The following is an 18,494-nucleotide window of genomic DNA, read 5'->3' on the forward strand; positions in this document are numbered from 1 at the left end:
AATCTGGCGTTGATTTTTGGCACGCTGTTGAGTTCTCAAGGAACGGACGCTTCCTTTGTACTCACCCTCTCGGGCTTTCCTCCGGGCTTTTCCCTTCGGTCTTGCGTTTCCGACTCTATCAGATCATTTTCTGATCCGATTCCCTGTCGGCGGGATTCGCCTTGGGCTTCGGGGCTTTCGCCTGTCGGCCTTTCGACATTCACTACGTTAGCCCATCCCCCCGCTCAACTCATAATCGAGTTCCGCGAGTTCGAATTCAGGCATGCGGGCATACCGAATTCACCCTCGCTGAGAGGATGTCGTAGGTAGTGGTTTGGCCGCCTCCGGCTGCTGACGATCGCAGTACCCGGTTCAAGCGGCTCGGGCTACGTTACGCATCCCGCAAGGGCGCGTCAACTTGAGCGACGCCTCGGCGTATGGGCCCGATAAGGACTCACCGTCGGGTCGTTGGCGACCCAGAAGCGCCACGGGTGGACGCCTCCGTCGCCGGACACTCCGGTGCGGGGGCCGTTGCGTACCTGGTCGGAGGCGATCGGGGTGCCGGTGAGGACCTGGAACGGGCTGTCGCCGGGGGTACAGGCGTCTGTGCCGTCCAGGGAGCGGGCCACGTCCAGGGCTGTGGCCAGGCGGGCCGGCCCTTTGGCCAGTTCCTTGTCATTTCGGGCCGAGAGTCGACGTTTACGTGCGAGCTCGGCCCCCTCGACGATCTCGCCGGCGCGGAGCAGGACGGCGCTCGCCGTGCCTTCCGGACCGCACACCAGGTTCATGCAGTGCCACATGCCGTAGGTGAAGTAGACGTACACATGGCCGGGCGGACCGAACATCACGCCGTTGCGGGCCGTGCGACCGCGATAGGCGTGGGAGCCGGGGTCGTGCTGACCGTCGTAGGCCTCCACCTCTGTGAGGCGGAGGGCGATCGGACCGTCCGGGGTGGTGCGTACGAGGATGCGGCCCAGGAGGTCGGGGGCGACTTCCAGTACGGGGCGGTCGAAGAAGTCGCGGGTGAGGGGCGTACGGTCGGGGGTCGCGATCATGCCGTCCGAGGGTAGTGCAGACGGGTGGCTGCGACGGGGTGGTCAGCGGGCCTTCTCCTTGCAAGGGTGAAGGCGCGGAACCGGCCACGGCCGGATCGCGTTTGTATGGATCAAGGATCCACGCGCAACTCGTACTCGAAGCAAGTCGCAGGACGACGTAAGCGATGTAAAGGGAGAGACATGGCGTTCAAGAAGCTGCTCGCGAGCCTGGGGGCCGGCGGGGCTTCGGTCGAGACGGTGCTGACCGAGGTCAACGTCGTTCCGGGTGGTGTCGTCCAGGGTGAGGTGCGGATCCAGGGTGGGTCCGTCAACCAGCAGATCGAGGGGCTGTCGGTCGGTCTCCAGGCCAAGGTCGAGGTCGAGAGCGGCGACCAGGAGTACAAGCAGGACATCGAGTTCACGAAGGTCCGGCTCGGCGGTGCCTTCGAGCTGCAGGCCGGGACCGTGCACGCGGTGCCGTTCGGGCTGGAGATCCCGTGGGAGACGCCGATCACCACGATCGACGGTCAGTCGCTGCGCGGGATGCACATCGGTGTGACCACGGAGCTGGAGATCGCGCGTGCCGTGGACTCCGGTGACCTGGACCCGATCAACGTGCACCCGCTGCCCGCGCAGAAGGCGATCCTGGACGCTTTCCTGCAGCTGGGCTTCCGGTTCAAGAACGCGGACATGGAGCGCGGTCACATCCGCGGTACGCGGCAGAAGCTGCCGTTCTACCAGGAGATCGAGTTCTTCCCGCCGCAGCAGTACCGCGGCATCAACCAGGTCGAGCTGAGCTTCGTGGCCGATCAGAACACCATGGACGTGGTGCTCGAGATGGACAAGAAGCCGGGGCTGTTCAGCGAGGGCAGTGACACCTTCCGTTCGTTCCAGGTGGGTCTGCACGACTACCAGGGCACGGACTGGGCCGCGTACCTCAACCAGTGGCTCTCCGAGGTCGGCAGCAAGCGCAACTGGTTCTAGGCTCGGAACTGCTGATTCCAGCAACCGATCAGGAGGTACCGAGGTGACCGAGCTCAAGAGGCGGCCGCTCCCCCATGACTTCCATCCGCCCGTGCCGTCGTTCACGGTGACGAGCGAGGACGTCGAGGAGGGTGCGACCCTCAAGGACGCTCAGGTTTACGCAGCTGGCAACACCTCACCGCAGCTGCGGTGGGAGGGCTTCCCGCCCGAGACCAAGAGCTTCGCCGTGACCTGCTACGACCCCGACGCCCCGACGGGCAGCGGGTTCTGGCACTGGACCGTGTTCGACATCCCGGCCTCGGTGACCGAGCTGCCGGCGGGCGCGGGCAGCGGCAAGTTCGAGGGGCTGCCGGAAGGTGCCGTACAGGTCCGCAACGACTACGGGTCGAAGGACTTCGGTGGCGCCGCGCCGCCGCCCGGGGACGGCCCGCACCGGTACGTCTTCACGGTGTACGCGGTGAACCAGGAGGAACTCGGGGTGGATTCCGACGCCTCTCCCGCCGTCGTGGGTTTCAACCTGCGGTTCAAGGCGATCGCGCGTGCCCAGCTGATCGGTGAGTACGAGAACCCCGCGGAGAGCTGAACAAGCCCGACGTTCACGGAACGTTTGCCCGCCCCTGGTCTTGGAAGTGATCAGGGGCGGGCACTTTTATTTCGTTGTCCATCTCGGCGTGCCCGGCCAGAGTTGATCCCAGCCCGCCAAGCGGTGGGCGGGTGCGCACGGGAGGTGGGCTGGTCATGCGGGACACGCTGGTACTGAACGCGAGCTTCGAGCCGCTGTCGACGGTGACGTTGAACCGAGCCGTCGTCCTGGTGCTCCAGGACAAGGCCGTCGTCGAGCAGTCCCACCCCGAACTGCGTATGCGCGGAGCGGCGGTAGACATACCGGCGCCCCGGGTGATCAGGCTGTGCAGGTATGTGCGGGTGCCGTTCCGAAGACAAGCGCCGTGGTCCAGGCGGGGCGTGCTGGTCAGGGACCGGCACAGGTGCGCGTACTGCGGCCGTAGGGCGACGACTGTGGACCACGTGGTGCCGCGGGCGCAGGGTGGTCAGGACTCCTGGCTGAACACGGTGGCTTCCTGCGCGGAGGACAATCACCGTAAGGCCGACCGGACTCCGGAGCAGGCGGGTATGCCGTTGCTGCGGGCGCCGTTCGAGCCGAGTCCTGCGGATGCGATGTTGCTGTCGCTGGGGACCGAGGAGTTTCAGGCGCTGCCTGACTGGTTGGCTCGGGACGCCGCGTAGCGCTTGAGCGTCTGCCGGGATCGGTTCGGTTGCGGGTGCGGGTTCGTTGTGGCTTGTCGCGCAGTTCCCCGCGCCCCTGAGGTGCCTATGGGGGCCGCCGTCTCAAGAAGGCGGCCCCCCTTGTCGTACAACGACTTCCGCGTCAGTCGATCGACGGCTTCTCTCGGCGTTCGGAGCCGCCGTTGTCCTGTTGGCCTCCGCCGCCCGAACCGCCGCCGAAGGGGCCGAAGTTGCCCATCGCGCCGGAGAGGCCCTTGAGGGCGTCGCCGATTTCGCTGGGGACGATCCAGAGCTTGTTGGCGTCGCCCTCGGCGATCTTGGGGAGCATCTGGAGGTACTGGTAGGAGAGGAGCTTCTGGTCGGGGTCGCCGGCGTGGATGGCTTCGAAGACCGTGCGAACCGCCTGGGCTTCACCCTCTGCTCGTAGCGCTGCCGCCTTGGCCTCGCCCTCCGCGCGCAGGATCTGGGACTGCTTCTCGCCCTCCGCGGTGAGGATGGCGGCCTGGCGCGTACCTTCCGCCGTGAGGATCGCGGCGCGCTTGTCACGGTCGGCGCGCATCTGCTTCTCCATCGAGTCCTGGATGGAGGTGGGCGGTTCGATCGCCTTGAGCTCGACGCGGTTGACGCGGATGCCCCACTTGCCGGTGGCCTCGTCGAGGACGCCGCGCAGGGCCGCGTTGATCTCCTCGCGGGAGGTCAGGGTGCGTTCCAGGTCCATGCCACCGATGATGTTGCGGAGCGTGGTGACGGTGAGCTGCTCGATGGCCTGGATGTAGCTGGCGACCTCGTAGGTCGCGGCCCGCGCGTCAGTCACCTGGTAGTAGATGACCGTGTCGATGTTGACGACCAGGTTGTCCTGGGTGATCACCGGCTGCGGCGGGAACGGGACGACCTGTTCACGCAGGTCGATGCGGTTGCGGATGGTGTCTATGAACGGGACGACGATGTTGAGGCCCGCGTTGAGGGTCCGCGTGTAGCGGCCGAAGCGCTCGACGATGGCCGCGCTGGCCTGCGGGATGACTTGGATGGTCTTGATCAGGGCGATGAAGACCAACACCACCAGAATGATCAAAACGATGATGACCGGTTCCATCGTCGCTTCCCCGTACCTCTCTCCGCCTCGGCGCTTTCGGAAGATCTTATGGTTGTTGAAGATCTTGCTGGTCGAGTCTGACAGACCGTCGTGTGCCTCGTGGGGTGTTCACACCACTTGCATCGTGCGAGGTCACATGATGATCGCCGTGGCCCCCTCGATGTCCACGACGTCCACTTCCTGACCTACTTCGTAGGCACGGCCGGTGTCGAGGGCGCGGGCCGACCAGACCTCTCCGGCGAGCTTGATACGGCCACCGCCGGCGCCGTCGACGCGCTCGGTGACCACGGCTTGCCTGCCCTTCAACGCCTCGATTCCCGTGGCGAGTTGGGGTCGCTGCGAGCGATGCCTCGCCGCGACGGGTCGTACGACCGCGATGAGGGCGACCGAGACGGCGGCGAAGACGAGGACCTGGACGACCATGTCGAAGCCGAGTCCGGCCATGATCGCGGCCGCCACGGCGCCCACGGCGAGCATTCCGAACTCCGGCATGGCCGTGATCACCAGCGGGATGCCGAGCCCTGCCGCGCCGATGAGCCACCACACCCATGCGTCGATGTCGTTCACATGGTCATGGTAGTTCCGCAGGTCCCACCGCGGACAGGGCGCAGTTCGGGTCTGCACGGGGTTCTTACCCGTGAACTCCCTTGCGGCGATGGCGAGAAGGGGTCAGGACAGCGGCAGACCCTGTGCCGTCCAGCGCTCGCCGACCTGCTCGACGACGAGCGGGAGGCCGAAGCAGAGGGAGAGGTTGCGGGAGGTGAGTTCGAGCTCCAGCGGGCCCGCGGCGAGGACCTGGCCCTGGCGGATCATGAGGACGTGGGTGAAGCCGGGGGCGATCTCCTCGACGTGGTGGGTGACCATCAGCATCGAGGGGGCGATCGGGTCGCGGGCGAGCCGGCCGAGGCGGCGTACGAGGTCCTCGCGGCCGCCGAGGTCGAGGCCGGCGGCGGGCTCGTCGAGGAGGAGGAGCTCGGGGTCGGTCATCAGCGCGCGGGCGATGAGGGTGCGCTTGCGCTCGCCCTCGGAGAGCGTGCCGAACTTGCGCTCCAGGTAGTCGCTCATGCCGAGCCGGTCGAGGAAGGCGCGGGCGCGTCGCTCGTCGACCTCGTCGTAGTCCTCCTGCCAGGTGGCCGTCATGCCGTACGCGGCCGTCAGCACGGTCTCCAGGACGGTCTGGCGCTTGGGGAGCTTGTCGGACATGGCGATGCCGGCCATGCCGATGCGCGGGCGCAGTTCGAAGACGTCGGTGCCGGGCTTGCCGAGGGTCTCGCCGAGGATCGTCGCCGTGCCCTTGCTGGGGTAGACGTAGCTGGAGGCGACGTTCAGGAGGGTGGTCTTGCCGGCGCCGTTGGGGCCGAGGATGACCCAGCGCTCGCCCTCCTTGACCGACCAGGAGACCTGGTCCACCAGAGCCCGGCCCTCACGGACCACGGATACGTCCTCAAGCTCCAGAACGTCGCTCATGAGCGTGTTGTCTCCCCTTGCAGTCTGACCGGGTCTCGGCGTCTCGGCTTCTCGCGTGCGCGTTTGGGCACAGCCCTCGACGAAATCTACGCCACCGGTCGGCCGGTCCATTCCATCGGTCCGGTCCTTAGGGTGGAGGGATGCTTTCGGAACCACGCTCTGGACGTCTTGCTGCTTGGGGAAATGGCCTTCTTGCCGGACTTGTCTCGCCTGACGACGCCGTGCTCGCGATCGTGGGCGAGGACGCCGTGCATCGGGTGGAGGGGCTGCCGGGCGAGTCGGCGCCCGTCGGACTCACGCTCGCGCTCGGGCGTCTGCGGGCCCTCGGGGTCGTCGGCCTGCGGGTGGCCCTGCCCGCGCCGGGGCATCCGCTGGGGCTGAGCGGGCCGCCGGAGTTCAACGCGCGGGCGTTGGAGGCCGAGGAGGCGGTGATCTGCCATGGCGCCGCGCTCGGGCTGGTGCCGGAGGTGTCCGAGGCCGGGCCGGCCGGTGATGTGCATGTCGAGGTGGTGTGGCATGTGCTGCCGGTGCGGGAGGCTCCGCCGGCCGATGTGCCGTCGCTGGGTGAGGCGGAGCGGGAGCTCGCGGAGGCGTTGCGGGAGGCCACGGAGGTTCTGACGCGGCTCGACGTGGCCGGGTCTGGGCCTATCGCCGAGGCGGCGATCGACGCGTACCGGGCTCGGGCGGAGCGGGGGCGTGAGGCGTTGGCGCCGGGGTATCCGTCGCGGGCGGTGCGGGTGCTGGAGCTTGCCCAGCGAGTGGGGTTGCTGGTCTCCGTGGCCGTGGAGAACGCGCCCGGGGGTGCGGTCACCGCCGGTGAGATGGCGGCGCGTTCCCAGGCGCTGCGGCCGGTGGAGCGGGTGGCCCGGCGGGCGCAGGTCGCCGCGTACAACGCGTATGTGGAGGAGCGGGAGCGCGGGGTGCGGTGAGAGTGGCGTGCGGTGCGGGCGGGGCAACGGATGATCGCGGGCTGCGCCGATCCACCTGAGGGGCGCGGGGAACTGCGCGAAAGGGCCCCGCCAGTCGCCCTTGACTGGTGGGGCCCTTCGTCGGTCGGGACCGACGTCAGTCGTTGGTGCCCTCGTTGCCGAAGGCGGGGTTGAGCAGGCCGATGACGTCGACAGCGTTGCCGACGACGTTGACGGGGACGTGGACCGGAACCTGGACCAGGTTGCCCGAGCCGACGCCCGGCGACTTCACGGCCGTGCCGTCGGCACCCGCGTCGGCGACAGCGGCACCGGCGGCCGCGCCCGTGGCGATACCGGCGACGGTGAGGGCCACGGCGGCCTTCTTGGCGATGTTCATGAGAAGCGTTCCTCCTGCGGTTACGTGTCCGACCCGGCCGCGGGTCGTGCCTGGTCAACGCGGGAGCGGGCACGCACGGCACGGAAAGTCGGGTGCAACTGCCCGTTCGGATCATTGGGACGACAAACGGACCGGCCCCCCAGGAGGACCTGGGGGGCCGGAGGTCACTGCTGCTCCGGGGCGGAGGTCAGCGGTTGACGCCCAGGTTGCCGAACGCCGGGTTCAGCACGCCGATGACGTTGACGCTGTTGCCGACCGCGTTCACCGGGACGTGGACCGGGGCCTGGATGAGGTTGCCCGAGACGACGCCGGGCGAGCCCACGGCCTGGCCGTCGGCGTGCGAGCCGTCGGTGGCGGAGGCCATGCCCGCACCGGCGGCGACCAGCCCACCGGCCACCATCGTCACGGCCGCTACCTTCTTCAGCTTCTTCACTTCTGAGCCCTCCTAGCGATTGCCGCGGCAGTCGCCGCAGCACGCCATGGAGAACGGTGGAGATCCACGAAGGATGCGCCATCCGGGGGACATTCCCACGACGGTATGAATCTCAGTCCGGAGCGGAACCCTCCGTATTGCCGTGCACCCCATGGATCAACCGGTCACTCCGTGACGTACCGCCCATAGAGCCGCCTGTGTCCGGTCCGCCAGGTCGAGTTTCATCAGGATGTTCGAGACGTGGGTCTTGACGGTCTTCTCCGAGAGGACGAGGGCACGTGCGATCTCGCGGTTCGAGCGGCCGTCGGCTATCAGGCCGAGCACCTCCCGCTCCCGCTCGGTGAGCGAACCCGCCCTGCCCTGGCCGTTGTTGGCCTCCTCCTGGGACAGCAGGGCGCCCGCGACCTCGGGCTGGAGCAGGATGTGCCCCGCGTGGACGGAGCGGATGGCACCGGCGAGCGCGTCGGGGTCGATGTCCTTGTAGACGTACCCGGCGGCGCCCGCGCGCAGCGCCGGGACCACCGTGCGCTGTTCGGTGAAGCTGGTGACGATCAGCACGCGCGCGGGGTTGTTCAGCTCGCGGAGCTTGCGCAGCGCGTCGACGCCGTCCATGCCCGGCATCTTGACGTCCATGAGGACGACGTCGGGCTTGAGTTCCTCGGCGCGCGCGACTCCCTCGGCGCCGTCGGACGCCTCGCCGACGACCTCGATGTCGTCCTGTACCTCGAGGAAGGTGCGCAGGCCGCGACGGACCACCTGGTGGTCGTCGACGAGCAGCACCTTGATTGCGTCAGCCACCAGGGACCTCCATCTCGATCGTGGTGCCCGTGCCGGGCGCCGAATCCACCGTCAGTCCGCCGCCGACCCCGCTCGCCCGGTCGCGCATGGAGACCAGTCCGAGGTGGCGTCCCGCGCGGCGGGTCTGGTGCGGGTCGAAGCCGCTGCCGTCGTCGGTGACCCGCAGGACGGCTCCGCTCCCCCGCCGGGACAAGGTCACGTCGACGTGCTCGGCGCCGGAGTGCCGCAGGGCGTTGTGCAGGGCCTCCTGGGCGACGCGCAGGAGGGCCTCCTCCTGGGAGGCCGGCAGGGCGCGTACGCCGCAGCTGCCGAAGCTCACGCGCGCGGTGTGGGCGCGGTCGAGGACCTGGATCTGGGTGCGGAGGGTGGCGACGAGGCCGTCCTCGTCGAGGGCCGCGGGGCGCAGCTCCACGACGGCGGCGCGCAGTTCGTCGGCGGCCTCGGCGGCGAGCGCGGCGACCTGCTGGAGCTCGCCCTTGGCGCGTGAGGGGTCGCGGTCGACGAGGGCGGCGGCGGCCTGGGCCGTCAGGCGCAGGGAGAACAGCTTCTGGGCGACCGCGTCGTGCAGTTCGTGGGCCAGCCGGGAGCGCTCCTCGGCAATCGTCAGTTCGCGGCTGCGCTCGTAGAGGCGGGCGTTGGTCAGGGCGATGGCGGCGTGCTGGGCGAGGATGGCGAGCAGTTCCTCGTCCTCCTCGGTGAAGCCGCAGCTGCCGTCGGGCTTGGGGCAGTTCTTGTTGGCCAGGAAGAGGGCGCCGATGACCTCGTCGCCGTCGCGGATGGGCAGGCCCAGGAAGTCGGACATGTCGGGGTGGGCGGGCGGCCAGCCCTCGAAGCGAGGGTCCTTGCGTACGTCGGCCAGGCGCTCGGCCTTGGCCTCCTGGAGCATCGCGGCAAGGATGCCGTGCTGGCGCGGGAGCGGGCCGATGGCCTTCCACTGCTGGTCGCTGACGCCGTCGACCACGAACTGGGCGAAGCCGCCGTGGTCGTCCGGGACGCCGAGCGCCGCGTACTGCGCGTCGAGCAGCTCGCGGGCCGAGGCGACGATCGTCTTGAGGACGTCGCGCACCTCCAGGTGCCTGCTCATGGCCAGCAGCGCGGAGCTCACCGCCGCGAGGCCTGACCTGGGTCCTTGACTCATGCCCTCACGGTACCGGCGGGGTGTGACAGTCCGTATCGGACCTGTGGCGGCGGCCGCCTAGGCCGGTGGGACTAGGGCGAAGGGCCCCGCCTGCTCGCGACCTGCGTCCGACGCCTTACCCGTCGGCCGGTTCCTACGTTGAGGGCACGCCGATCGACAGGCGCTCGGAACGAGGGGACGTAGTCATGCCGGTAGCGATCATCACGGGGGCCTCGAAGGGTCTGGGGCGGGCGCTCGCCGAGGCGCTGGCCGCGCGGGGCTGGGATCTGGTGCTCGACGCCAGAGGTGCGGAGGGGCTCCGCGAGGCGGCGGAGGGGCTGGAGAAGTACGGCACGCGCGTGACGGCGCTGCCGGGGGACGTCACGGATGCCGGGCACCGGGTCGAGCTGGTCGCGGCCGCGGGGAAGCTGGGCGGCGTCGATCTCCTGGTGAACAACGCGGGCGTCCTGGGCTCCGAGCCGCTCGTACCGCTCGACCGGCACGCGCTGGACGCCTTCCGGGCCGCCCTGGAGGTCAACGTGGTGGCGCCGCTGGGGCTCGTCCAGGAGGCACTGCCCCAGTTGCGTGCCGCGCGGGCCGGTGCGGTGGTCAACGTGAGTTCGGACGCGGCCGCGGAGGCGTACCGGACATGGGGCGCGTACGGGGCGACGAAGGCGGCCCTGGACCAGTTGTCGGCGGTGCTGGCGGTGGAGGAGCCGCAGTTGCGGGTCTGGTGGGTCGACCCGGGTGGGATGCGGACGGACATGCTGGCCGCCGCCGAGCCCGACGAGGATCTGTCGGGGACGCCGACGCCGGCGGACATCGCCCCCGCCTTCCTGCGACTGCTCGACAGGAGGCCGGCCAGCGGGCGGTACACGGCCGCCGCGTTGGTGGAGGCACGGTGAGCGTGACCGTGCGGGTCCCGGCGGAGCTGTCGGCCCGTGTCCCGGCCGAGCAGCGCGGGCCCGGGCTCGACCGGGACGCCGTACGGCTGCTGGTGTCGTGCGGTAGCGAGGTCTCGCACCACGCGTTCGCGGAGCTGCCGCGGCTGCTGCGGGCCGGGGACCTCCTCGTCGTCAACACGTCTCCGACGCTGCCGGCCGCCGTGGACGGGCACGTCGGGCACACGCGCGTGGTGGTGCACTTCTCCACGCGCGGGGACGACGGTCGCTGGGCGGTCGAGCTACGGGACCCCGACGAACGGGGCACCACACGCGCGCGTGCCGGTGGCCCCGCGGGCACGGAAGTACGACTGCCCGGGGGCGTGCGCCTGCGGCTGGAGGAACCGCTGAGCGCTGGGAGCGCGCGGCTGTGGTGGGCGCGGGTGCAGGGAGCCGGGACCGGTGAGGTTGCGGCGGGCGCCGGGGACAGGAACGGCGCGCCAGGACCGACGGAGGCCGGGGGCGACGCGGGACTCGCGCGTCCGGCGGCCACGGGCGCCGACGCCCTGAGCAGCCCGGGGCCCGGGAGCACCGAGCCCAGCCCGGGAGGCGCGGGCCGGGCAGCCGACACAACCCGAGCCGTCTCCCACGCGAGCCCTCGAGCCGGGGCCCACGCCACCGCCCACTCCCGGATCGTGGGAATGCTGCGCGAGTACGGGCGCCCCATCCGTTACTCCTACACCGACCGCGACCAGCCCCTGTCCGTCTACCAGACGGTGTTCGCGCTGCCCTCCCCCGACGGGAGCGGCAGTGCGGAGATGCCGAGTGCCGCTCGGCCCTTCACCGCGCGGTTGGTGGCGGAGCTGGTGAGTCGGGGGGTGCAGTTCGCGCCGATCTCGTTGCACACCGGGGTGGCGTCGGCGGAGGTGGGCGAGGCGCCGTATCCGGAGCGGTTCTCGGTGTCGGAGGCGTCGGCGCGGTTGATCAACGCCGTCCGGGCGGGGGACGGCAGGGTGGTGGCCGTCGGGACGACCGCCGTGCGGGCCGTGGAGTCGGCGGCGGGCGCCGACGGGGTCGTACGCGCGCGTGAGGGGTGGACGGACCTCGTGGTGACTCCGGAGCGCGGGGTGCGGGTGGTGGACGGGCTGCTGACCGGGCTGCACGAGCCGGAGGCCTCGCATCTGCTGATGCTGGAGGCGGTGGCGGGGCGGGCGGCGATCGACCGTGCCTACGAGGCGGCGCTGCGCGGTCTCTACCTGTGGCACGAGTTCGGGGACCTGCATCTCATCCTCCCGGCGGAGGATCCTCACGCAGAGCATTGCTCCCGCAACTGCTGGTGAGACTGATACCTGGTCGATGTGAGCCCGCGCATAGGGCGCAGATCACGTACGAAGGGAGATAGGAGATAAAGCGGCCCGGGGTGAGCGGGGCAGACCTTCCTGTCTGTCCCGTTTTGCCCTTCCCTGATCCACTACCCGGGATCGTACGTCACACCTTTGCCACACATTTTTGCGGCCGCTAAGAATGGCAGCCGTCGCTCAGCGCCGCGGGTTCCGCCCGCGGCGTTCGTGCCGAAGCGCCCGGTGCCGGAAGCACCCGGGTCCCCCGCCGGACGATGAGCGGCCTCCGCGCTATTCGAAGAGGTCCACCCGCATGTCGAAGAAGAGCCACAGTCGCGCGCTGACCAAGCGCCACAAGGTCGCCGTCGCCGGTGTCGCCGCGCTCGGCGCCGCCGCCCTCGCGTTCTCCGCGGTTCCCAGCAACGCGGGCACGACCACCAGCGAGGCCGCTTCCTCGTCCTCCGTGGCGTACAGCTCCGAGCAGTTCAAGGACCTCCGCTCCGGCGTCGCCGAGCAGCTCGCCGAGTCGAGCCTCCAGTCGCAGGCCGCCGAGGCCACCGCCGCGAAGAAGGCCGCCGCCCAGGCCGCCGCCGAGGCCGCCGCGAAGAAGAAGGCGGCCGCCGAGGCCGCGGCCAAGAAGAAGGCCGAGGCCGAGCGCAAGGCGAAGGCGGCCGCGAGCCGGTCCGCGAAGCGTGCCGCGGTCAAGGCCGCCCCGAAGACCTACGCCAACAACCTCGACGGCTGGATCAAGCACGCCCTCGACATCATGGACGCGAAGAACATCCCGGGTACCTACAACGGGCTGTACCGCAACATCATCCGGGAGTCCTCGGGCAACCCGAACGCGATCAACAACTGGGACATCAACGCCATCAACGGCACCCCGTCGATCGGTCTGCTCCAGATCATCAAGCCGACCTTCGACGCGTACCACGTCTCGGGCACCGTCCACAGCCAGTACGACCCGGTCGCCAACATCGTCGCCGCCGCCAACTACGCGGCCGACAAGTACGGCTCGATCGACAACGTCAACGGCGCGTACTGAGGCCGCGCGGACCTCAGCCGCCGTACGCCGAAGGGCGGCACCCTCCTGACGGGGTGCCGCCCTTCGGCGTCGTACGGACGTGACTACTTGCGCATGACCTCGGGCTCGTGGCGGCGCAGGAAGCGGGCCACGAAGAAGCCGCAGATCACGCCGAGGACGATCAGCGCGATCATGTCCATGCTCCAGGCGCCAAGGGTGTTCTCCCAGAGCGGGTCGTTGCTGTCGCCCTTGGCGGGCGGGCTGATGTTGTTGAAGTCGAGCGTGGCACCCGCGGCGCCGACCGCCCAGCGCGACGGCATCAGGTACGAGAGCTCGTTGACGCCGACCGAGTTGGCCAGCGGGAACAGACAGCCCGTGAAGACGACCTGGATGATCGCGAACATGACCAGCAGCGGCATGGTCTTCTCGGCGGTCTTCACCAGGGCCGAGATGATCAGGCCGAACATCATGGCGGTGAAGCCGAGCGCCATGATCGGGATGCACAGCTCCAGCAGGATCGGGACGCCGGGGAGCAGGCCCTCCTTGGGGACCGTACGGCTGGAGAAGCCGATGACGCCGACCATCAGGCCCTGGAGCACGGTGATCACACCGAGCACGAACACCTTGGACATCAGGTACGCGGACCGGGACAGGCCGGTCGCGCGCTCCCGCTCGTAGATGACCCGTTCCTTGATCAGCTCACGGACGGAGTTGGCGGCGCCGGCGAAACAGGCGCCCACCGCGAGGATCAGCAGGACCGTGAGGGCCGTGCCGTTGGCGACCGGCTTGCCCGTGCTCGGGTTGATCTCCGTGTTGACCAGGAGGTCCTTGCCCTGGTCGATGAGGAGGCTCACCGAGCCGAGGACGAGCGGCAGGATGATCGACAGGGCCAGGAAGCCCTTGTCGGAGACGATCACCGAGACATAGCGGCGCACCAGCGTGACGAACTGGCCCATCCAGCCCTGCGGCTTCGGCGGCCGCATCGCCTGCATCGGCGGCATCTGTACGGACTGCGGCGCGATCGCGTCGATGTCCGCGGCGTACATCTGGTAGTGCTGCGAGCCCTTCCAGCGTCCGGCCCAGTCGTAGTCGCGGTAGTTCTCGAAGGCGGAGAAGACGTCGGCCCAGGTGTCGTAGCCGAAGAAGTTCAGGGCCTCCTCGGGCGGGCCGAAGTAGGCGACCGCGCCGCCCGGCGCCATCACCAGGAGCTTGTCGCAGATCGCCAGCTCGGCCACGGAGTGGGTGACGACGAGGACCGTACGGCCGTCGTCGGCGAGGCCGCGCAGCAGCTGCATGACATCGCGGTCCATGCCCGGGTCGAGGCCCGAGGTGGGCTCGTCCAGGAAGATCAGGGACGGCTTGGTGAGCAGCTCCAGGGCCACCGAGACGCGCTTGCGCTGGCCACCGGAGAGGGAGGTGACCTTCTTCTCCTTGTGGATGTCCAGCTTCAGCTCGCGCAGCACCTCGTCGATCCGGGCCTCGCGCTCGGCGCCGGTGGTGTCGGCGGGGAAGCGGAGCTTGGCCGCGTACTTGAGGGCCTTCTTGACGGTCAGCTCCTTGTGCAGGATGTCGTCCTGCGGGACCAGACCGATGCGCTGCCGCAGTTCGGCGAACTGCTTGTAGAGGTTCCGGTTGTCGTAGAGGACGTCGCCCTGGTTGGCGGGGCGGTAGCCCGTCAGCGCCTTGAGCAGGGTCGACTTGCCGGAACCGGACGGTCCGATGACCGCGATCAGCGACTTCTCCGGGACGCCGAAGGAGACGTCCTTGAGGATCTGCTTGCCGCCGTCGACCGTGACGGTCAGATGGCGGGCCGAGAAGGAGACCTCACCGGTGTCGACGAACTCCTCGAGCCGGTCGCCGACGATCCGGAACGTCGAGTGACCGACACCGACGATGTCCGTCGGCCCGAGCAGGATCGAGCCGCCCTTGGCGATCGGCTGGCCGTTGACGTACGTGCCGTTGTGCGAGCCGAGGTCGCGGATCTCCATGCGGCCGTCGGGCGTCGAGTGGAACTCGGCGTGGTGACGGGAGACCTGGAGGTCGGAGACGACCAGCTCGTTCTCCAGGGCACGACCGATCCGCATCACGCGGCCGATCGAGAACTGGTGGAACGTGGTCGGGCTGCGGTCACCGTAGACCGGCGGCGCCCCCGCGCCGACGCCGGGACCCTGCTGGTGCGGCACCTTGGCGACAGCGGGCTGCGCCTGCGGCTGCTGCCAGCCGGCCTGCGGCGCCTGCTGCTGCGGCGGGGCCTGCTGGGCCCAGCCGGGGTTCGCGGCCGGAGCGGCCTGACCTCCCCCAGCCCCCTGCGCCGCGTACGGCTGCTGCTGTGGCTGCGCGGCCGGGGCCGCGGCGCCGGTCAGGCTGACGCGCGGTCCGTCGGTCGCGTTGCCGAGGTGCAGCGCCGCGCCGGGGCCGAGTTCCAGCTGGTGGATCCGCTGGCCCTGTACGAACGTGCCGTTCGTGGAGCCGTGGTCCTCGATGGCCCAACTGCGGCCGTTCCAGCTGATCGTGGCGTGCCGCCAGGACACCCTGGCGTCGTCGAGCACGATGTCACCCTGCGGATCGCGTCCGAGGGTGTAGGGCCTGGACGGGTCGAGCGTCCAGGTACGTCCATTCAATTCCAGTACGAGTTCCGGCACTCCATGCCCCATGAGTAGTCCCCCGAGTTACCCCCAACACAGGGAGTCTAGGGATGTCGAACATCGTCGGGAACTATTTCAGGCTCGGCCCCCTGACCGAAAGTCGGGCCTTGTGAAGACCACGCGCACACGCTTCGACCGGTTCCGTTGACGGGGTTGAAACCGACCCGGAGAGTGGTAATCCACGCGAGGGGGACATGCGCGGCGATCGCCGCACCGCGGATCGGGGGGTCTGCATGAGCGCGTTGACGAGTACCGGGACCACGAAGCACGGCGCGAAGTTGCCGTGGGGAGACATCCTGCTCTGCGCGATCGCCGCCGTGAGCTGGGCGTTGATCGGGATGGCGGGCGTCGCGGCGCTCGGACTGCACCTGCTGGAGGCGGATTCGGCGGCCTCGCTGGGCCCGATGACCGCGGCTGTGGTGGCGCTTGGGGCGGGTGGTTCGGTGACACCGTCCGGCGATGTGTCCGCGTTCGGGCTGACGGGCGCCCAGGCGGCGACGGCCATCGAGATCACGCCACTCGGTGTCAGCCTGGTCGGTGCGCTCCTTTTGTCATGGTTTTTCCTACGGTCGCTACGGGCGGCCGGAGTTGTCGTCGCACCGGCCGAACTCCTCGCGCGCGCGGGCGCGGTGGTCGCCCTCTTCGTGGCCACGCTGGGCGGGCTGGCCTGGGCGGGTCACGACGTCATCACGATCGACGGCGGCGCGCTGGGCCTCGACAACCTGCCCGGCGGCGGGGGCGGCGGCGGGGGTCTGGAGATCCCCGGGCTCGGCGATGTCGGAGACATCGGCGGACTGCTCCCGGACCAGATCGGCGACCTGGTCGACGCGAAGGCCGCGGTCGGCTTCACCGTGGACACGGTCCCGACGCTGCTCGGGGGCCTCGGCTGGTCGGCCGGGATCCTGCTGATCGCGCTGCTGGCCTCCCGCCGCACACCGCTGCCGCGTGGCTGGGAAGCGGTGCACCGGGTCGTACGCCCTGCGGTGTCCGCCCTCGTCACGGTCCTGCTGGTCGCGGTGGCGGCGGGGCTGGCGGCTGCGGCCTACGCGTCGATCGGCGACGACCACCCGAAGCGGATCGCGGGCGCGGCACTGCTGGGCACGCCCAACGGCACGTGGCTCGGCATCCCGATCGGCCTGTTCGTCCCCTGGGACGGCCGGGCCACGGGCCCTCTGACCGCCTTCCTCCCGCACCCCCTGGACGACCTCCTGAGCTCCGAACGCGACCAGTCGGTGTCCCTGTCCCGGCTGGCGGAGCTCGACGGACGGGTGTGGCTGCTGGGGGTCGCGGCGGCGATGATGCTGCTGCTGGCGGGCGTGCTGACGGCCGTGCGAACGCCGGTGGGGGTGCCGCATCCGGCGGGGAGCGTACGGGGCGTCCAAGGCGCCTCCGGCGTCCCTGGCACGGGTCCGACGGGGCTACCGGGTCCGGGGCACGGGGTCGAGGGCGGTGCGGGTTCCGTGGGCGTACGGGATCCAGGGGCCCTCGGTTTCGCCGGGCGCTGTGCGCTGCGGCTGGGGATCGTCACGGCGTTGGCGCTGCCGCTGCTCGCGTGGCTGACGGAGGTGTCCGTGGACGCCTCGATGTCGGTGCTCGGCTTCGACGCGTTCGGCGCCGGCATCGAACTGCACGGGCAGCTCGGCATGGCGCTGCTCCTCGGTGCCCTGTGGGGCGCGGCCGCCGGCGCCACCGGGGCGCTGCTAGCCCGAGCGACCGGGGCGGCGGGGAGCCGGGCGGCGCCACTGGCGCTGAGCGGCGTGGCCGAGGAGCCGAGCGGCGGGCAGCCGCTGTATGCGGGCGGTGCAGGCGCGTATCCGGGGGCGCCGGGGCGGTACCCGGGCGAGTCCGGATCGGTGCCGCACGTGGGGCCTCCCCGAGCGGCACCCTATGCGGGGCCTTCCCGAGCGGTACCGCAGGCGGGGGCGCCGGGGGCCGCCGTGCCTTATTCGGCGCCGCGCGCGGGCGAGGGGTGGGGGGCGCCTGGCGAGGGCGCGGGTCGGGGGGCTCCGGGCGAACGCATGGGTCGTGGGGCGCCTGGCGAAGGCATGGGCCGTGGGGGGCCTGGCGAGGGTTACTCCGGTGCGGCGCAGGAGGGCTATCCCGGCGGGGCGCGCGGGGGGTATTCCGGTGCGCCGGGCGGGCGCGATCCTGGGGCGCCGGGCGTGGGTTATTCCGGTGCGCCGGGTGTAGGGCACGGGGGCGGTCCTGGTGCGCCGGGTGGGCGCGAGCCCGGTGCGTCGGGCACGGGTTATTCCGGTGCGCCGGGCGTGGGGCACGGGGGCGATCCCGGTGCACCGGGCGGGCGGGATCCCGGTGTGGGGTCTGGGCGCGACCCGGGTGCGGGGCGCCGGCGCGATCCCGGTGCCGGGCACGCCGGGGATGCCGGTGCGGGGTCCTCGGGGGGCGGGTCCGGGCCCTACGCGCCGGGGGCGCCGTACCGGCCGCCGAACCCCGACACCAATCCGTATCTGCGGGTGCCGGACGGGCTGCGGGAACCGGAAGACGCGCGGCCGTCCGATGCGCGGGGTTCTGGAGCGCCTCCGCCGGCGGATGCGCGGCCGCGTCGAGGTGCGTCGCCGGGGCGGGCTCAGCCGGGACAGGGTCGGCCGCCGGGTGAGGTTCCGTCCGGTCCGTCGGGTGGGGCTCGGCCGGGGCAGGGGGAGCCCTCCGGCGAGGGGGCCTGGCGTCCGGGGGCGCCGCCGGCTGCCGGGCAGGGGCGCTCGCCCTCCGGAGCTCCTCCGGGGCACGGGGCTCAGCCCGGCGAGGGTGCCTGGCGGGCCGGGAGGACTCCGTCCGGTGAGGACAGGGGGGCCGACGGGGAGTCCGACGAGCCGTCCGGTGAATCGGCGCCGAGCGGTGACGACATGTACGGCGCTCCCACGATGGTGCGGCCCATCGACCCTCCGCCCCGGTCGTCGCGCAAGCCCGGCGCCGGGCGGCCCGGCGGGGGCGAGCCGTCCAGGTCGAACGACGGACCGCCGCCTCCCCCACCCCCACCACCGCCTCCGCCGCCGGGAAGGCCGAAGGGGCGCGGGTGATGCGGACGGAGTCGTTCAGCGGGTGGCCGGTAAACGCCGGTCCGGCCACCCGGTGTGCACCCATGGAGCCGTGGCCGTCACGTAAGCTCCGCGCCACTTGAGCGACGCTCA

At 70.6% G+C, this 18,494-nt stretch carries 16 protein-coding genes and 1 pseudogene; 8 read left to right on the forward strand and 9 right to left on the reverse strand.

The features are described 5' to 3' along the window. Positions 1 to 392 precede the first annotated feature (392 nt). Positions 393 to 1,034: a DNA-3-methyladenine glycosylase gene (locus tag ABKA17_RS32280; protein WP_353695855.1), complete on the reverse strand. Its 642-nt coding sequence runs from the start codon at positions 1,032 to 1,034 to the stop codon at positions 393 to 395. A 180-nt stretch (positions 1,035 to 1,214) separates the two neighbouring features. Here ABKA17_RS32280 and ABKA17_RS32285 point away from each other — a divergent pair, with 180 nt between their 5' ends. From ABKA17_RS32285 to ABKA17_RS32295, 3 genes are all read left to right on the forward strand, one after another. Continuing rightward, on the forward strand, positions 1,215 to 1,997 hold the full coding sequence (locus ABKA17_RS32285; protein WP_353695856.1) for a sporulation protein: 783 nt from the start codon (positions 1,215 to 1,217) through the stop codon (positions 1,995 to 1,997). A 43-nt stretch (positions 1,998 to 2,040) separates the two neighbouring features. Then, positions 2,041 to 2,580 carry a YbhB/YbcL family Raf kinase inhibitor-like protein gene (locus ABKA17_RS32290; RefSeq protein ID WP_353695857.1) on the forward strand — a complete coding sequence of 180 codons (540 nt, stop codon included), beginning with the start codon at positions 2,041 to 2,043 and terminating at the stop codon, positions 2,578 to 2,580. A gap of 155 nt (positions 2,581 to 2,735) precedes the next feature. Beyond that, positions 2,736 to 3,242 carry an HNH endonuclease gene (locus ABKA17_RS32295; RefSeq protein WP_171146632.1) on the forward strand — a complete coding sequence of 169 codons (507 nt, stop codon included), beginning with the start codon at positions 2,736 to 2,738 and terminating at the stop codon, positions 3,240 to 3,242. A gap of 142 nt (positions 3,243 to 3,384) precedes the next feature. Here the strand turns inward: ABKA17_RS32295 and ABKA17_RS32300 are convergent, their stop codons facing one another. The 3 genes from ABKA17_RS32300 to ABKA17_RS32310 form a co-directional block, all read right to left on the reverse strand. Next, positions 3,385 to 4,335 carry an SPFH domain-containing protein gene (locus ABKA17_RS32300; RefSeq protein ID WP_353695858.1) on the reverse strand — a complete coding sequence of 317 codons (951 nt, stop codon included), beginning with the start codon at positions 4,333 to 4,335 and terminating at the stop codon, positions 3,385 to 3,387. Between the two features lie 132 nt (positions 4,336 to 4,467). After that, on the reverse strand, positions 4,468 to 4,902 hold the full coding sequence (locus ABKA17_RS32305) for an NfeD family protein (protein WP_353695859.1): 435 nt from the start codon (positions 4,900 to 4,902) through the stop codon (positions 4,468 to 4,470). 102 nt (positions 4,903 to 5,004) lie between these two features. Next, positions 5,005 to 5,802, reverse strand: a complete 798-nt coding sequence (locus tag ABKA17_RS32310) for an ABC transporter ATP-binding protein (protein ID WP_353695860.1) — start codon at positions 5,800 to 5,802, stop codon at positions 5,005 to 5,007. Between the two features lie 140 nt (positions 5,803 to 5,942). Between ABKA17_RS32310 and ABKA17_RS32315 the strand changes: the two genes are divergently transcribed. Continuing rightward, a complete protein-coding gene (locus tag ABKA17_RS32315; protein ID WP_353695861.1) occupies positions 5,943 to 6,731 on the forward strand; it encodes an Rv1486c family protein in 789 nt (262 codons plus the stop codon). A 136-nt stretch (positions 6,732 to 6,867) separates the two neighbouring features. Here ABKA17_RS32315 and ABKA17_RS32320 read toward each other — a convergent pair whose 3' ends face one another. From ABKA17_RS32320 to ABKA17_RS32335, 4 genes are all read right to left on the reverse strand, one after another. After that, positions 6,868 to 7,107, reverse strand: a complete 240-nt coding sequence (locus ABKA17_RS32320) for a chaplin family protein (RefSeq protein ID WP_353695862.1) — start codon at positions 7,105 to 7,107, stop codon at positions 6,868 to 6,870. A gap of 187 nt (positions 7,108 to 7,294) precedes the next feature. Continuing rightward, positions 7,295 to 7,540, reverse strand: a complete 246-nt coding sequence (gene chpE / locus ABKA17_RS32325; RefSeq protein WP_353695863.1) for a chaplin ChpE — start codon at positions 7,538 to 7,540, stop codon at positions 7,295 to 7,297. Between the two features lie 156 nt (positions 7,541 to 7,696). Beyond that, positions 7,697 to 8,338, reverse strand: coding sequence for a response regulator (locus ABKA17_RS32330; protein ID WP_353695864.1), 642 nt, complete (start codon positions 8,336 to 8,338; stop codon positions 7,697 to 7,699). Further along, a complete protein-coding gene (locus ABKA17_RS32335; protein WP_353695865.1) occupies positions 8,331 to 9,476 on the reverse strand; it encodes a GAF domain-containing sensor histidine kinase in 1,146 nt (381 codons plus the stop codon). Before ABKA17_RS32335 ends, ABKA17_RS32330 begins: the two co-directional genes overlap by 8 nt. A 185-nt stretch (positions 9,477 to 9,661) precedes the next feature. Between ABKA17_RS32335 and ABKA17_RS32340 the strand changes: the two genes are divergently transcribed. The 3 genes from ABKA17_RS32340 (at position 9,662) to ABKA17_RS32350 (ending at position 12,721) form a co-directional block, all read left to right on the forward strand. Next, complete coding sequence (locus tag ABKA17_RS32340) at positions 9,662 to 10,360, forward strand: SDR family NAD(P)-dependent oxidoreductase (protein WP_353695866.1); 699 nt, start codon at positions 9,662 to 9,664, stop codon at positions 10,358 to 10,360. Further along, the gene (locus ABKA17_RS32345) at positions 10,357 to 11,676 is read left to right on the forward strand and encodes an S-adenosylmethionine:tRNA ribosyltransferase-isomerase (protein WP_353695867.1); all 1,320 of its coding nucleotides are present in this window, start codon (positions 10,357 to 10,359) and stop codon (positions 11,674 to 11,676) included. The genes ABKA17_RS32340 and ABKA17_RS32345 overlap by 4 nt, the downstream gene beginning before the upstream one ends. Positions 11,677 to 11,989: 313 nt before the next feature. Further along, positions 11,990 to 12,721: a transglycosylase SLT domain-containing protein gene (locus ABKA17_RS32350; protein ID WP_353695868.1), complete on the forward strand. Its 732-nt coding sequence runs from the start codon at positions 11,990 to 11,992 to the stop codon at positions 12,719 to 12,721. Positions 12,722 to 12,804: 83 nt separating this feature from the next. Here ABKA17_RS32350 and ABKA17_RS32355 read toward each other — a convergent pair whose 3' ends face one another. Further along, positions 12,805 to 15,342, reverse strand: a complete 2,538-nt coding sequence (locus tag ABKA17_RS32355) for an ABC transporter ATP-binding protein/permease (RefSeq protein ID WP_353696300.1) — start codon at positions 15,340 to 15,342, stop codon at positions 12,805 to 12,807. A gap of 236 nt (positions 15,343 to 15,578) precedes the next feature. Here ABKA17_RS32355 and ABKA17_RS32360 point away from each other — a divergent pair. Next, positions 15,579 to 17,129, forward strand: a pseudogene (locus ABKA17_RS32360) (streptophobe family protein); the annotation flags it as partial. Between the last annotated feature and the right edge of the window lie 1,365 nt (positions 17,130 to 18,494).

The sequence above is a fragment of the Streptomyces sp. RG80 genome, assembly GCF_040446465.1.
Classification (GTDB): Bacteria; Actinomycetota; Actinomycetes; order Streptomycetales; family Streptomycetaceae; genus Streptomyces.